This window comes from Pantoea sp. NSTU24 (assembly GCF_050157905.1).
Lineage (GTDB): Bacteria > Pseudomonadota > Gammaproteobacteria > Enterobacterales > Enterobacteriaceae > Pantoea.
Genome location: NZ_JBKIWZ010000001.1, coordinates 2,588,278 through 2,602,392, shown reverse-complemented (window position 1 = coordinate 2,602,392; position 14,115 = coordinate 2,588,278). Strand labels below are relative to the sequence as shown.

Genomic DNA, 14,115 nt, shown 5'->3' with positions numbered 1-14,115 from the left:
GAAATTCCTGGTCGGCCGATGGCCCGGCGAAATGAGGCCAGGATCCCAGCGCACCCCGTCGCCACGCAATACGCGCAATCACAGGGTCCGACCGCTGGCAGGACGGTTAATCGTGCGGCTCTGGCATAGATCCTGCTTGAAACCACCTTCACTTCATTAAATCTGCCTGCAACGGAAACAGGCAGTTAATCCGGTTTACAGGAGAAGAACATGTCAGATGAACACCTGGTGGCGACGCCGGTGAAAATAGCGGCCACCAAAGGCAGTTACGTCGCATTAATTTTTGCCATTCTGTTTTTCTCAGGGCTGTTTTATAAGGTGGAGGGACTGTCCTGGCTCGGTGCCTTTGACTTCACCACCCTGGGAGGCAGCTTCGGCACCATGAAAGATCCCGCCAGCAACACCTTTCTGGGCGCAGGCGGACTCAGCGCCAAAGCGGGCTTCCTGTTCGCTCTGTCGCTGACGCCCACGGTAATGCTGGCGCTGGGCGTGCTGGAGATCTTTACTCACTACGGCGCGATCCGCGCGGCACATCGGTTGCTGACGCCGCTGCTGAAGCCGCTGATGGGGCTGCCGGGCCGGTGTGGACTGGCACTCATCACCGACCTGCAAAGTACTGATGCCGGGGCGGCCTTGACCAAAGAGATGGCCGACCAGAAACAGATCGGTAAAAAAGAGCTGGTGGTGATGAGCGCCTGGCAATATTCCGGTGCCGGCTTAATTAACAACTATTTCGCCATCGGCTCCGCGCTGTTTGCCTCAATGACGCTGCCGATCATCATTCCGCTGTTACTCATGTTCGTACTGAAATTTGTCGGTGCGGCGATAACGCGCGCCGTGTTAAACAGTATCTATAAAAAGGATTTCGCCGATGAAAAATAGTCCCGCCACGACCGCCGCTAATCCGTTTGATGTGTTTGTCACCGGCGCGCGCAAAGGGTTTCACATTGCCATCCATAATCTGATGCCGAATGTGGTGATGGCTTATGTGCTGGCCGAAGTCCTGAACCTGCTTGGGATTATGCAGTTTCTCGGCCACGTCTTTGCGCCGGTGATGGGGCTGTTTGGCCTGCCGGGCGAGGCGATCACGGTGCTGCTCACGGCATGGCTGTCGTCATCGGCAGGCACCGGCGTCGCGGTCAGCCTGCTGACCAAAGGATTGCTGACAGGAGCCGACATCACCATTCTGGCTCCGGCAATTTTTCTCATGGGGTCGCAGCTGCAATATATGGGGCGGCTGCTGGGCGTGGCCGACGTGCCCAAAAAATACTGGCCGCTGCTGATGCTGGTCAGCATCATCAACGCGCTGATCGCAATGTCTGTTATGCGTCTGTTTATACAGGAGTAACGCTGTGTCTGAGGTTTTAGAGCATTACCACTATTTGCACGAAATTCCGGAACTCGGTTTTCAGGAGGTGAAAACCTCGGCCTATATCGCAGACCAGCTGGAGAAAGCGGGCCTGAAGGTGACGCGCAATATTAACAACACCACCGGCATCGTGGCAGAGATTGACAGCGGCGTACCGGGCCCTGTGCTGGCACTGCGCGCGGATATGGATGCGCTGGGGCATATCATTGATGGTGTGCCGTGTGCGCGTCATACCTGCGGCCACGACGGGCACGCGTCGGTGGTGCTGACGGCGGCGGCAGCGCTGCTGCGCGAGGGCACGGTAAAGCGTGGCCGGCTGAAGGTTCTGTTCCAGCCCGCCGAAGAGCTGGGGGCCGGGGCGCTGTCAATGATCGCGGGTGGCGCGCTGGATGATGTTGAGATGATCCTGGGGTTCCATCTGCGTCCGCTGGAGGAGTGCGTGGTCGGCCAGGCGATACCCGCGGTGCTCTATTCCGCCTGCAGCACGCTGGAAGCCACGATTAAAGGCCAGCCCGCGCACGCGGCCCGTCCGCATCTGGGCGTGAATGCGCTGGATGCTGCCGTGCAGGCGGTGCAGGCCGTTAACGCTATCCATCTGCCACCTGGCCTGACCTGGAGCGTCAAAGCGACCCGCTTCCTCTGCGATGCGGGTGTGACCAACTCGGTGCCGGATGAGGCCCGCGTGGTGTGGGACCTGCGCTCGCAGGAGAACGGGCCGATGACCCTGCTGAAAGAGCAGGTCACGCGCGCCATCACCCACAGCGTAGCGGCACTGGGGGCCAGCGCGGACGTGCGCGTGCTTAAAGAGATGCCCGCTGCCGAGATCGATGATGAGGCCACCGCCGTGATCCGCGCCGCCATCGTTGAGGTGCTGGGCGAAGAGGGGGCGCTGCCGATCCGCACCACGCCAGGCAGCGAAGACTTCTTTTACTATCCGGTGACGCGGCCGGGCGTCAAAGCGGGATTCTGGGGGCTGGGCACCAGTCTGACGCCGGGCCTGCATCATCCTGAGATGCGTTTCGATCTCAGCTCGCTGGAGATCGGGGTGCAGATCTTTAAAGCCTGCGTCAGAAAGGTGCTGGGTTAACCGGGGCCGGATGGCCGCAGCGCCCTCTGGTGCTGCGGCCGCCTCGCCGTGTTCCGATCCGCCGCCGATAAATCGCATTTCTCTCCCTGTAGGCCGCGCGCGCAAAATATTGTATGCTATGCCGCCTTAAAGCTGACCAGGTAACCGGACTTCACGCCAATGTAACGACGCGCTGACCCGCCAACGATTAATTATCGATTTTGGCACCGTTTACCCGCCGGTAAGGTTCTGCCGGCCACCGTGATTTATCAGCAGCGCCAGCAGGTGCGCTGCCTATTGAGAAGAATTCCATGTCTAATCCCTTTTTAGAAGAGGTGGCTCGCCGCCGCACCTTCGCGATCATTTCTCACCCGGATGCCGGTAAAACCACCATTACCGAAAAAGTGCTGCTGTTCGGACAGGCTATCCAGACCGCCGGTACGGTGAAAGGCCGTGGCTCTAACCAGCACGCCAAGTCAGACTGGATGGAGATGGAGAAACAGCGTGGTATCTCCATCACCACCTCGGTCATGCAGTTTCCCTATCGCGACAGCCTGGTCAACCTGCTGGATACCCCAGGCCACGAAGATTTCTCGGAAGATACCTACCGCACCCTGACGGCGGTCGACTGCTGCCTGATGGTGATCGATGCCGCGAAAGGCGTCGAGGATCGTACGCGCAAGCTGATGGAAGTCACTCGTCTGCGCGATACGCCGATCCTGACCTTCATGAATAAACTTGACCGAGACATCCGCGATCCGATGGAGCTGCTGGATGAGGTTGAGAGCGAGCTGAAAATCGCCTGTGCGCCAATTACCTGGCCGATTGGCTGTGGCAAACTGTTCAAGGGCGTTTATCACCTTTATAAAGATGAAACTTATCTTTATCAGACCGGTAAAGGCCACACCATTCAGGATGTGCGCATCGTGAAGGGGCTGAACAACCCGGATCTCGACGCGGCCGTAGGCGACGATCTGGCATCGCAGCTGCGTGAAGAGCTGGAGCTGGTTCAGGGGGCCTCCCATGAGTTCGAGCAGGACGCTTTTCTGAATGGCGAACTCTCTCCGGTCTTCTTCGGCACCGCGCTGGGTAACTTCGGTGTCGATCACATGCTGGATGGCCTGGTTTCCTGGGCGCCGCGTCCGATGCCGCGTGACACCGACACCCGTCGGGTGGAAGCGAAAGAAGAGAAGTTCACCGGCTTCGTGTTTAAGATCCAGGCCAATATGGACCCGAAACATCGCGACCGCGTCGCCTTTATGCGTGTGGTGTCCGGTAAATATGAAAAAGGGATGAAGCTGCGTCAGGTGCGCACCGGCAAAGACGTGATGATTTCCGACGCACTGACCTTTATGGCCGGCGATCGTGCGCACGTTGAAGAAGCCTATCCCGGCGACATCATCGGGCTGCACAACCACGGCACTATTCAGATTGGCGACACCTTTACCCAGGGTGAGAACATGAAGTTCACCGGCATTCCGAACTTCGCGCCAGAGCTGTTCCGCCGTATCCGTCTGCGCGATCCGCTGAAGCAGAAACAGCTGCTCAAAGGGCTGGTTCAGCTGTCGGAAGAGGGCGCCGTGCAGGTGTTCCGTCCGGTGCATAATAATGATCTGATCGTAGGCGCCGTCGGGGTGCTGCAGTTCGACGTGGTCGTGGCACGTCTGAAAAGCGAATATAACGTCGAAGCGATCTACGAAGCGATTAACGTCTCAACGGCGCGCTGGGTAGAGTGTGACGACGTGAAAAAGTTTGATGACTTCCAGCGTAAAAACGAAGTTAACCTGGCGCTCGATGGCGGTGATAATTTGACTTATATCGCGCCAACGATGGTGAATCTGAATATTACGCAGGAACGTTATCCCGACGTCCGTTTCCGTAAAACGCGCGAGCACTGATCGCACTGTTTCCGGGCCATTCCAGCCGGGAGTGGCCCTGTTTTCCCCCCTCCAGACTCCTCCTAAAAACACCATCTTTCCTCTGTTTTGACGTGTGATCAACCAGTTAGCCAGGCAAGTTGCAAAATGCCGTCTATGATTATTTTATCGGACGGCGGAAGAGACTTCTCTTGTCCTTACGTCCAGTAACGCAGCGGCATTTATTGCTTCTGTTTCGCCCACAGTTTTTTGGGTGAGTTAACTGATAGAAGGAAGATATCGATGAACAAGACTAAGATTGCTAAAACCCTGATGGCCGCCATGATTGGTTCAGCTCTGATTAGCGGCAGCGCACTGGCTGATGAATCCATGTCGCAGAAAGCGTCACAGGCAGCCGACAGCGCGGGTTCAAAAATCGATAGCTCTATGAAAAAAGTCGATGGTTTTATGGATGACAGCGGCATCACTGCCAAAGCCAAAGCGGCTCTGGTGGATGACGACGCAATTAAAAGCACGGATATCTCGGTAAAAACGCATCAGGGCGTCGTGACCTTAAGTGGTTTCGTCACCTCACAGGCGCAGGCTGAAAAGGCTGTGGCTGTGGTGCAGAAAATCGAAGGGGTTAAATCCGTCAGCGACAAACTACACGTCAGAGACAGCAAATCATCTTCAGTGAAAGGTTATGCAGGCGATGCCGCAACGACCAGCGAAATTAAAGCTAAGCTATTAGCAGATGACATTGTCCCGTCGCGCAACGTCAAAGTTGAGACTACCGACGGTGTTGTTCAGCTTTCAGGCCATGTTGCGACTCAGGCACAGTCAGACCGTGCAGAAAGCATCGCTAAGGCCATTGAAGGCGTGAAAAGCGTTAAGAATGACCTGACGGTTAAGTCTTAATGGCTGACGTGCGGCTGCTCCGGTAGCCGCACGAATAAAAGACACCCATCCGGGGATGAAACAAGCAGTTCGAATTTAAATAGGGTAAGGAGAGGCTTATGTTTCGTTGGGGCATTATTTTTCTGGTCATCGCGCTGATTGCTGCAGCGTTAGGTTTCGGCGGTTTAGCAGGTACAGCAGCATGGGCAGCTAAAGTTGTCTTCGTTGTCGGTATTATCCTGTTCCTCATCAGCCTGTTTACCGGCCGTAAAAAGCTTTAGCCGATGAGTCCTGCAGTATAATGCAGTCTGTTGCATAGTGCGGAGACCCGTCATCTGCAGCAAGTGACCTGAAGAGAGGGATTCCTTCATCTCGCTGCAATGGCAAGCCAGCCTGCTGGCCTGCCGGTTAAAGGATTAGATGACTGGTTCTCCGGAATGTTGCCGCTACAGACGGCATGATCCCTCAGCATACCCGGAAACCTTAAGAGGTTTGCACAGTGGGTATTCGCATTCCTGTTACGCCTGGCGCCCTTGAACCTCTGGCGCTGACGCCTTTTAAATCCCGAAAACTCGCTCTCGTCTGTGAAGGTGGTGGCCAGCGCGGTATTTTTACTGCTGGCGTTCTTGATGAATTTCAGCGCGCCCGATTTAACCCTTTTCAGCTGCTGCTTGGCACCTCTGCGGGTGCACAAAACCTCTCTGCCTATCTTTGCGGTCAGCCTGGCTATGCCCGGCGCGTGATTACCCGCTATACCACCAGCAAACTCTTTTTTGATCCGCTGCGCTTTGTGCGGGGCGGCAATCTGATCGACCTCGACTGGCTGATTGAAATCACCCGCAGTGAATTTCCGCTGGCGATGCAGCATGCCGAGCAGGCCTTTGCCAGTGGACGTGAATTTTATATGTGCGCCTGCCGCAGCGACGACTATACGCCAGGCTATTTCACGCCTACCGCCGAAAACTGGCTGGACCTGATCAAAGCCTCCAGCGCCATTCCCGGCTTCTACCGGCTGGGCGTCGAGCTGGAGGGAGTCAGCTACCTCGACGGCGGCATCAGCGATGCGATCCCGGTGCGGGAAGCTGCGCGTCGTGGAGCCGATACCATCGTCGTCATCCGCACCGTGCCATCGCAGATGTTCTATACGCCAAAATGGTTTAAGCGTATGGAGCGCTGGCTCAGCACTGGCGCGCTGCAGCCGATGATCAACGTGCTCAATAAACATGAGCAAAGCTATCGTGAGATTCAGCAGTTTATTGAAAATCCGCCGGACAATTTGCGTATTATTGAGATCTTTCCCCGCGTGTGCTGGCCAGCAGTGCGCTGGGTAGTCGGATCGCCTCGCTGAATCAGGATTATCATCTGGGACGGCGCTGCGGACGCTACTTTATTGCCACGCTGGGGCAGTGGCTGAGCGATGCGGAACCGCTGAGCCCGCCGCGCATCCTGACGCCGCCCGCGCCGGTTGCTAACGCGCCAGACACCCGTCGGATCATCACGCCGTCACTGGCGGATAATGATGCGGATTATGACAAAGGATCGCTGGCATGAAATTTATCGACACGCACTGTCACTTTGATTTTCCCCCTTTTGAAGGGGATGCTGTCGCCAGCCTGGCCCGTGCGGCGGAGGCGGGCGTAGAGAAAATAATCATTCCGGCCATTGATGCCAGCCGTTTCGGGCGGGTCTGTGAACTGGCCGCGACGCATCCGGCGCTCTACGCCGCACTGGGGCTGCATCCCATCGTGATTGAACATCATCGGGACGAGCATCTCGATCAGCTGGAAATCTTACTGCAACAGCGGCCGCGTAAGCTGGTAGCGATCGGCGAGATCGGGCTGGATCTCTTTCGCGACGATCCACAGTTTGATAAGCAGCAACGCGTTCTGGACGCGCAGCTCAGGCTGGCGAAACGCTACGCGCTGCCGGTGATCCTCCATTCGCGCCGGACGCACGACAAGCTGGCGCAGATCCTGCGTCGGCACGATCTGCCGCGCCGGGGCGTGGTTCACGGCTTCGCGGGCAGCCTGCAGCAGGCACAGGCTTTCATCAGACTGGGCTATGCGATTGGCATTGGCGGAACCATCACCTATGAGCGCGCCAGCAAAACCCGACAGACCGTGGCGCAGCTGCCGCTCTCGTCACTGCTGCTGGAAACTGACGCACCCGATATGCCGTTGCACGGCTTTCAGGGGCAGCCTAATCGCCCTGAGCAGGCGCGTCAGGTATGGCAGGTGCTTTGCAGCCTGCGTGAAGAGTCACCAGAAGAGATTGCTGACGCGCTGTGGCAGAACAGCCAGCAGCTGTTTCAGCTCGATCCGGCGTTTCCCACGCTGCACACCTGATCTTCTCAGCATTCCCTCAGCCAGCCGGTTTAAATGTGATAATAGTAACATTGCGCCGGTTGGCGTATAATACCGATTAAGCCTGTTATCTGAGATTTCAGTCACAGTATACGTGGCATCTTTGCATCATCTTCTTATCCCTATGTGACTCATGGCACATATCAGGCCGCTCCGGAGTGTTACTATTATAACATTCCGCCGATGAGCCGGTGGGTTGCATCCCGATTCTCTGGAGAACCACATGACCGATATCAAACACCTTGCCCTGCGCGCCCTGAAACTGATGGATTTGACTACCCTGAATGAAGACGACACTGATGCAAAAGTGATCGCCCTTTGTCATCAGGCCAAATCCCCGGCGGGCAACACCGCCGCGATCTGTATTTATCCGCGTTTTATTCCGATTGCGCGTAAAACGCTGCGCGAGCAGGGCACCCCGGAGATCCGCATCGCCACCGTGACTAACTTCCCGCACGGCAATGACGATATTGACATTGCGCTGGCAGAAACCCGCGCCGCTATTGCCTACGGTGCTGACGAGGTGGATGTGGTCTTCCCGTACCGTGCACTGATCGCCGGTAACAGCCAGGTCGGTTTCGACCTCGTGAAAGCCTGTAAAACCGCCTGCGCGGAAGCGGATGTGCTGCTGAAGGTGATCATCGAAACTGGTGAGCTGAAAGAGGAGGCGCTGATTCGTCAGGCATCTGAAATTGCTATTGATGCGGGTGCGGACTTCATCAAAACCTCTACCGGTAAAGTGCCGGTTAACGCCACGCCGGACGTAGCGCAGATCATGATGAACGTGATCCGGGATAAAGGCGTCAGCCAGCAGGTCGGTTTCAAACCGGCGGGTGGCGTACGTACCGCCGAAGATGCCGCGATCTACCTGCAGATGGCCGACGCGACGCTGGGCGCAGAGTGGGCCGATGCGCGTCATTTCCGCTTTGGCGCATCCAGCCTGCTGGCGAGCCTGCTTAACACCCTGGGTCACAAGAGCGATACCAGCAAAGCCGGTTACTGATCCCTCTGGCGGTCGCCGACCGCCTCTTCTTCACTCTTTCCCTGAACCAGGGGGCTACCTTGTTCCTGCCACAAGAAATTATTCGTAAAAAACGTGATGGTCTTGCGCTGACGGAAGAGGAGATCCGCTTCTTCATCAACGGCGTGCGTGACAACACCGTGTCAGAAGGGCAGATCGCCGCGCTGGCGATGACCATCTATTTTCATGATATGACGCTGCCGGAGCGGGTGGCGCTGACGATGGCGATGCGTGATTCCGGCACGGTGCTGAACTGGACGTCGCTGAACCTCAACGGCCCGCTGGTGGATAAGCACTCGACCGGCGGCGTCGGCGATGTTACGTCGCTGATGTTAGGGCCGATGGTTGCTGCCTGCGGCGGCTATGTGCCGATGATCTCCGGACGTGGCCTGGGCCATACCGGCGGCACGCTGGACAAACTTGAGGCGATTCCGGGCTTTGATATCTTCCCGAACGATAACCGCTTCCGCGAGATTATCAGGCAGGTCGGTGTCGCCATTATCGGCCAGACCAGTTCGCTGGCGCCAGCGGACAAGCGGTTCTACGCGACACGAGATATCACCGCCACCGTCGACTCAATCCCGCTGATTACCGCCTCAATTCTGGCGAAAAAGCTGGCGGAAGGGCTGGATGCGCTGGTGATGGATGTCAAAGTCGGATCCGGCGCATTTATGCCAACCTGGGAGGCATCGGAGAGCCTGGCGCAGTCAATTGTTGGCGTCGCCAATGGCGCAGGCTGTCAGACCACCGCGCTGCTGACCGATATGAATCAGGTGCTGGCCTCCTCAGCCGGTAATGCGCTGGAGGTGCGCGAAGCGGTGCGCTTCCTGACCGGAGAGGCACGTAATCCGCGTCTGCTTGAAGTCACGCTGGCGCTCTGCAGCGAAATGCTGATCTCCGGCAGGCTGGCGGCCAGCGACAGCGAAGCCCGCCAGAAGCTGATGACGGTGCTGGACAATGGCCAGGCCGCGGAATGTTTTGGCCGCATGGTGGCTGCTCAGAAGGGGCCTGCTGATTTTGTCGAACGTTATGAAGCCTATCTGCCGCGGGCCACACTGAGCAAACCGGTCTATGCCGACCAGCCAGGCATCGTCAGCAGCATGGATACCCGTGCGCTGGGCCTGGCCGTGGTGGCGATGGGCGGTGGACGTCAGCGCGCCAGCGATACCATTGATTACAGCGTGGGGTTAAGCGAGATGATTACCCTGGGCGAACGTGCCGATGCACAGCGTCCGCTGGCCGTCATCCACGCCAGTAGCGAGGATCACTGGCAGCAGGCCGCCGCCGCGGTGAAAGCCGCGCTGGTGATCGGCGACAGCGCCCCGGCGGAGACGCCCGTTGTTTACCGCCGTGTGACCAATGTCAGCTAACTGCTTCGTAACCGATGCCAGCGGCGATCCATTCGGGTATACTGATCTGATCGCTTTTTTTTGACTTGTCACGCGCGGATGCGCAGGAGACTTGCATGAAACGTGCTTTTATCATGGTTCTCGATTCCTTTGGAATTGGGGCCAGTAAAGATGCCGATAAATTCGGCGACGCAGGTTCGGACACCTTAGGTCATATCGCCGAAGCCTGCTTTAAGGGCGAAGCAGATAAGGGGCGTAAAGGCCCACTGCATCTGCCAAATCTCACCGCACTGGGCCTGGGGAAAGCCGCTGAGCTGTCCACCGGTCGCTTCCCGGCGGGTCTGGATCCTGAAGCGAAAATCACGGGCGCTTATGCTTACGCCAGCGAACTCTCATCAGGTAAAGATACGCCGTCCGGCCACTGGGAGATCGCCGGCGTGCCGGTGCTGTTTGACTGGGGCTACTTCAGCGACAAAGAGAACAGCTTCCCGCAGGAACTGCTGGATAAGCTGGTTGCGCGCGCGGATCTGCCAGGCTATCTCGGTAACTGCCACTCTTCCGGCACCGTCATTCTCGACCAGCTGGGCGAAGAGCACATGAAAACCGGCAAGCCGATCTTCTATACCTCGGCAGACTCGGTGTTCCAGATCGCCTGTCATGAAGAGACTTTTGGTCTTGAACGTCTCTATGCGCTGTGCGAAATTGCCCGCGAAGAGCTGACCGAAGGGGGCTACAACATTGGCCGTGTCATCGCACGTCCGTTTGTGGGAGACAAAGCAGGTCAGTTCGAGCGTACCGGCAATCGCCACGATCTGGCGGTCGAGCCGCCTTCCGCCACCATGCTGAAAAAGCTGGTGGATGAGAAGGGCGGTCATGTGATCTCTGTGGGTAAAATCGCGGATATCTACGCGGAACAGGGCATTACCAAAAAGGTCAAAGCGACCGGTCTGGATGCGCTGTTTGACGCCACGATTCAGGAGATGAAAACGGCGCCGGATCAGGCGATTGTTTTCACTAACTTCGTAGACTTTGACTCCACCTGGGGCCATCGTCGCGACGTCGCTGGTTATGCTGGCGGACTGGAACTGTTTGACCGCCGCCTGCCGGAACTGATGGAATTAGTCGGTGACGATGACATTCTGATTCTGACCGCAGACCATGGCTGCGATCCGACCTGGCAGGGTACTGAGCACACCCGTGAGCACATTCCGATTCTGATCTACGGACCGAACGTCGAGCCAGGCTCGCTCGGTTATCGCGAAACCTTCGCCGATATTGGTCAGACAATTGCACACTATTTTGGCCTGTCCGAGATGGACTATGGCAAGAACATGCTGTAAATCAGCAATTTAATAAGGATTAAACAATGGCAACCCCTCATATTAATGCTGAAATGGGTGATTTCGCAGACGTCGTACTGATGCCTGGCGACCCGCTGCGTGCGAAACATATCGCAGAAACCTTCCTGGAAAACGCGGTAGAAGTGAACAACGTGCGTGGGATGCTGGGCTACACCGGCACCTACAAAGGCCGTAAAGTCTCTGTGATGGGCCACGGCATGGGGATCCCTTCCTGCTCTATCTACACCAAAGAGCTGATCACCGATTTCGGCGTGAAGAAGATCATCCGCGTCGGCTCCTGTGGTGCGGTGCGTGCAGATGTCAAACTGCGTGACATCGTGATTGGTCTGGGTGCCTGCACCGATTCCAAAGTAAACCGTATGCGTTTTAAGGATCACGACTTCGCGGCGATTGCGGACTTCGATATGGTGCGAAACGCGGTGGATGCGGCAAAAAACCTGGGCGTTGACGCACGCGTCGGCAACATCTTCTCTGCTGATCTCTTCTACACCCCGGATCCGCAGATGTTCGATGTGATGGAAAAATATGGCATCCTGGGCGTAGAGATGGAAGCCGCGGGCATCTACGGTGTGGCCGCGGAGTTTGGTGCGAAAGCGCTGACCATCTGTACCGTTTCTGACCATATCCGTACGCACGAGCAGACTACTGCTGCTGAGCGCCAGACGACCTTCAACGACATGATTAAAATTGCGCTGGAGTCTGTCCTGCTGGGTGACTGAACCGCGTGGCGGACGGGCGCGCCCGTCTGCTGCCCGTCGTCCTGAACAGATCCTCCTCTGACGGAGGATCTGCATTTCCCCGCTGCCTTTCCGTAACATTCACATCAAATGACACACTTTTGCTGAGGCTTGTGCATCTTCGCGCTGGCACCCCGGTGGTCGTGTCTTATCATAGTGCGCAACAACAGATAATAAAGAATTGTCCGATAATACCTCCTGATGAATTTTCGTAACTTCGACGCTGAAGAGAAGCTGTTTGCCCGCCGTGCCGCGATAGCCTTTGCGCTGGTCTGTACCTGTTTCACAATTCTTGGCGTAAACCTCTACCGCCTGCAGGTGCGCGATCATGGCTATTACCAGACGCGCTCTAACCAGAACGACATCAAAATGATCCCCATCGCGCCTGTGCGCGGACTGATCTATGACCGCAACGGTATCCCGCTGGTGCGCAATGTCAGCTGGTACGCTATTACGCTGACGCCGTATAAAGTCAGCGACATGGATGCCACACTGCGCGCACTGACGCCCATCATAGATCTGACGCCTGAGGAAATTGAGACGTTCCGCCATGCGCTGAAGCAGACCAGCCGTTACAAGCCAGTGATGCTGAAAGAGGAGCTGACCGAGGAGCAGGTCGCCCGCTTCGCGGTGAATCAGTTTCGCTTTACCGGGGCGACGATTGAAACCTATCAGGATCGTGAATATCCCTATGGCGCAGATCTGGCGCATGTAGTGGGTTATGTGTCGAAAATCAATGACAGCGACTATAAGCGGCTGAATGCCGAAGGCATTGCGGAAAACTACGCGGCTGACCATAACATCGGTAAGCAGGGGATTGAGGGCTATTACGAAACGCTGCTGCACGGCAAGCCAGGTTATCAGGAAGTGGAGGTTGATAACCACGGCCGGATTGTGCGGGTGCTGAAAGAGGTGCCGCCGGTCGCCGGTAAAAACCTGACGCTGACGCTGGATCTGCATCTTCAGCAGTATGTGGAGAGCCGTCTGGCGGGGCAGCGTGCGGCGCTGCTGATTGAGGATCCGCATGACGGTTCGGTGCTCGCAATGGTTTCCAGCCCGAGCTACGACCCCAATCCATTCGTCAAAGGCATCAGCTATCAGGCCTATAAAAAATTGCTGCAGGATAAGGATCTGCCGCTGATCAACCGCGTGACGCAGGGACTCTATCCGCCCGCCTCGACGGTGAAGCCTTACATGGCGATGTCGGCGCTGCTGACCCATGTGATCACGCCGCAGACGCAGTTCTTTGGTGCGCCGACCTGGACGCTGCCCGGCACCGATCGGCGCTATCGCGACTGGAAAAAAACCGGTCACGGCATGCTGGATGTAACCCGCGCCATCGAAGAGTCCGCCGACACCTTTTTCTATCAGGTGGCGTTTATGATGGGCATCGACCGGATTCACACCATGCTCAGCCAGTTCGGTTATGGCAAGCCTACCGGAATCGATCTGAATGAGGAGTACAACGGCTTACTGCCGAGCCGCGAATGGAAGCAGAAGGTGCATAAAAAACCCTGGTATCAGGGAGACACCGTTTCCGTGGGGATCGGTCAGGGCTACTGGATTGCGACGCCGATTCAGATGGTAAAAGCGATGGTGGCGCTGATCAACAACGGTCGGGTTATCGCGCCTCATCTGCTGGAGAAAACCCAGCGCGGCACGCTGGTGGAGAACTACCATCCGGGGCTGGGCGAGACACAGATTGGCGATCCCCATTCACCTTACTGGTCGCTGGTGCGTCACGCGATGTTTGGTATGGCAAATGCACCCAACGGCACCGGGTATAAATATTTCCACACCGCACCTTATGGCATCGCCGCAAAAAGCGGGACCTCGCAGGTGTTCAGCCTGCGTCAGAATCAGACCTACAACGCGAAGATGATCCCGGTCCGGCTGCGCGACCATATCTTCTACACCGCCTTTGCGCCTTTTAACGATCCAAAAGTGGCGGTGGCGCTGATCCTGGAGAATGGAGGTGGAGAAGGGGTTACGGCAGCGCCGGTAATGCGGGACATTCTGGATCACATCTTTATTCCGCCGACGCCGGATGCACCAGCTCCGGCCACGCCATAAAAAAGGGGGGGCGTGCCCCCCGC

At 56.9% G+C, this 14,115-nt stretch carries 12 protein-coding genes and 1 pseudogene; all 13 read left to right on the top strand.

Going from position 1 to position 14,115, the window contains the following annotated elements:
* The first annotated feature begins 210 nt into the window (after nucleotides 1-210).
* The 13 genes and pseudogenes from ACLHDD_RS12325 to mrdA all read left to right on the top strand — a co-directional run bounded on the left by ACLHDD_RS12325 (nucleotide 211) and on the right by mrdA (nucleotide 14,092).
* Nucleotides 211-882 (top strand): nucleoside recognition domain-containing protein, encoded by a 672-nt coding sequence (locus tag ACLHDD_RS12325; RefSeq protein ID WP_427104341.1) that lies wholly within the window; start codon nucleotides 211-213, stop codon nucleotides 880-882.
* Nucleotides 872-1,348 (top strand): YjiG family protein, encoded by a 477-nt coding sequence (locus ACLHDD_RS12320; RefSeq protein WP_128085743.1) that lies wholly within the window; start codon nucleotides 872-874, stop codon nucleotides 1,346-1,348. Before ACLHDD_RS12325 ends, ACLHDD_RS12320 begins: the two co-directional genes overlap by 11 nt.
* A gap of 4 nt (nucleotides 1,349-1,352) precedes the next feature.
* Nucleotides 1,353-2,456 (top strand): M20 peptidase aminoacylase family protein, encoded by a 1,104-nt coding sequence (locus ACLHDD_RS12315; protein WP_427104340.1) that lies wholly within the window; start codon nucleotides 1,353-1,355, stop codon nucleotides 2,454-2,456.
* Between the two features lie 290 nt (nucleotides 2,457-2,746).
* The gene (prfC, locus tag ACLHDD_RS12310; protein ID WP_427104339.1) at nucleotides 2,747-4,333 is read left to right on the top strand and encodes a peptide chain release factor 3; all 1,587 of its coding nucleotides are present in this window, start codon (nucleotides 2,747-2,749) and stop codon (nucleotides 4,331-4,333) included.
* A 261-nt stretch (nucleotides 4,334-4,594) separates the two neighbouring features.
* Nucleotides 4,595-5,209, top strand: a complete 615-nt coding sequence (gene osmY / locus ACLHDD_RS12305) for a molecular chaperone OsmY (RefSeq protein WP_427104338.1) — start codon at nucleotides 4,595-4,597, stop codon at nucleotides 5,207-5,209.
* Between the two features lie 98 nt (nucleotides 5,210-5,307).
* Nucleotides 5,308-5,469 carry a DUF1328 domain-containing protein gene (locus ACLHDD_RS12300; RefSeq protein ID WP_003848537.1) on the top strand — a complete coding sequence of 54 codons (162 nt, stop codon included), beginning with the start codon at nucleotides 5,308-5,310 and terminating at the stop codon, nucleotides 5,467-5,469.
* 218 nt (nucleotides 5,470-5,687) lie between these two features.
* A pseudogene (locus ACLHDD_RS12295) lies at nucleotides 5,688-6,739 on the top strand (patatin-like phospholipase family protein).
* Complete coding sequence (locus ACLHDD_RS12290; protein ID WP_427104337.1) at nucleotides 6,736-7,533, top strand: TatD family hydrolase; 798 nt, start codon at nucleotides 6,736-6,738, stop codon at nucleotides 7,531-7,533. Before ACLHDD_RS12295 ends, ACLHDD_RS12290 begins: the two are co-directional and overlap by 4 nt.
* Nucleotides 7,534-7,774: 241 nt before the next feature.
* Nucleotides 7,775-8,554 carry a deoxyribose-phosphate aldolase gene (gene deoC, locus ACLHDD_RS12285; protein WP_427104336.1) on the top strand — a complete coding sequence of 260 codons (780 nt, stop codon included), beginning with the start codon at nucleotides 7,775-7,777 and terminating at the stop codon, nucleotides 8,552-8,554.
* 59 nt (nucleotides 8,555-8,613) lie between these two features.
* Nucleotides 8,614-9,942: a thymidine phosphorylase gene (gene deoA / locus ACLHDD_RS12280; protein WP_427104335.1), complete on the top strand. Its 1,329-nt coding sequence runs from the start codon at nucleotides 8,614-8,616 to the stop codon at nucleotides 9,940-9,942.
* 95 nt (nucleotides 9,943-10,037) lie between these two features.
* Nucleotides 10,038-11,261 (top strand): phosphopentomutase, encoded by a 1,224-nt coding sequence (gene deoB / locus ACLHDD_RS12275; protein ID WP_427104334.1) that lies wholly within the window; start codon nucleotides 10,038-10,040, stop codon nucleotides 11,259-11,261.
* A gap of 26 nt (nucleotides 11,262-11,287) precedes the next feature.
* Nucleotides 11,288-12,001, top strand: a complete 714-nt coding sequence (gene deoD / locus ACLHDD_RS12270; RefSeq protein WP_427104333.1) for a purine-nucleoside phosphorylase — start codon at nucleotides 11,288-11,290, stop codon at nucleotides 11,999-12,001.
* Between the two features lie 219 nt (nucleotides 12,002-12,220).
* Nucleotides 12,221-14,092, top strand: coding sequence for a penicillin-binding protein 2 (mrdA, locus tag ACLHDD_RS12265; protein ID WP_427104332.1), 1,872 nt, complete (start codon nucleotides 12,221-12,223; stop codon nucleotides 14,090-14,092).
* Nucleotides 14,093-14,115 lie beyond the last annotated feature (23 nt).

Excerpts from the sequence above, each read along its gene's own strand:
- ACLHDD_RS12325 (WP_427104341.1), top strand. The coding sequence starts at position 211 with ATGTCAGATGAACACCTGGTGGCGACGCCGGTGAAAATAGCGGCCACC.
- ACLHDD_RS12320 (WP_128085743.1), top strand. The coding sequence starts at position 872 with ATGAAAAATAGTCCCGCCACGACCGCCGCTAATCCGTTTGATGTGTTT.
- prfC (WP_427104339.1), top strand. The coding sequence starts at position 2,747 with ATGTCTAATCCCTTTTTAGAAGAGGTGGCTCGCCGCCGCACCTTCGCG.
- osmY (WP_427104338.1), top strand. The coding sequence starts at position 4,595 with ATGAACAAGACTAAGATTGCTAAAACCCTGATGGCCGCCATGATTGGT.
- ACLHDD_RS12300 (WP_003848537.1), top strand. The coding sequence starts at position 5,308 with ATGTTTCGTTGGGGCATTATTTTTCTGGTCATCGCGCTGATTGCTGCA.
- ACLHDD_RS12290 (WP_427104337.1), top strand. The coding sequence starts at position 6,736 with ATGAAATTTATCGACACGCACTGTCACTTTGATTTTCCCCCTTTTGAA.
- deoC (WP_427104336.1), top strand. The coding sequence starts at position 7,775 with ATGACCGATATCAAACACCTTGCCCTGCGCGCCCTGAAACTGATGGAT.
- deoB (WP_427104334.1), top strand. The coding sequence starts at position 10,038 with ATGAAACGTGCTTTTATCATGGTTCTCGATTCCTTTGGAATTGGGGCC.
- deoD (WP_427104333.1), top strand. The coding sequence starts at position 11,288 with ATGGCAACCCCTCATATTAATGCTGAAATGGGTGATTTCGCAGACGTC.
- mrdA (WP_427104332.1), top strand. The coding sequence starts at position 12,221 with ATGAATTTTCGTAACTTCGACGCTGAAGAGAAGCTGTTTGCCCGCCGT.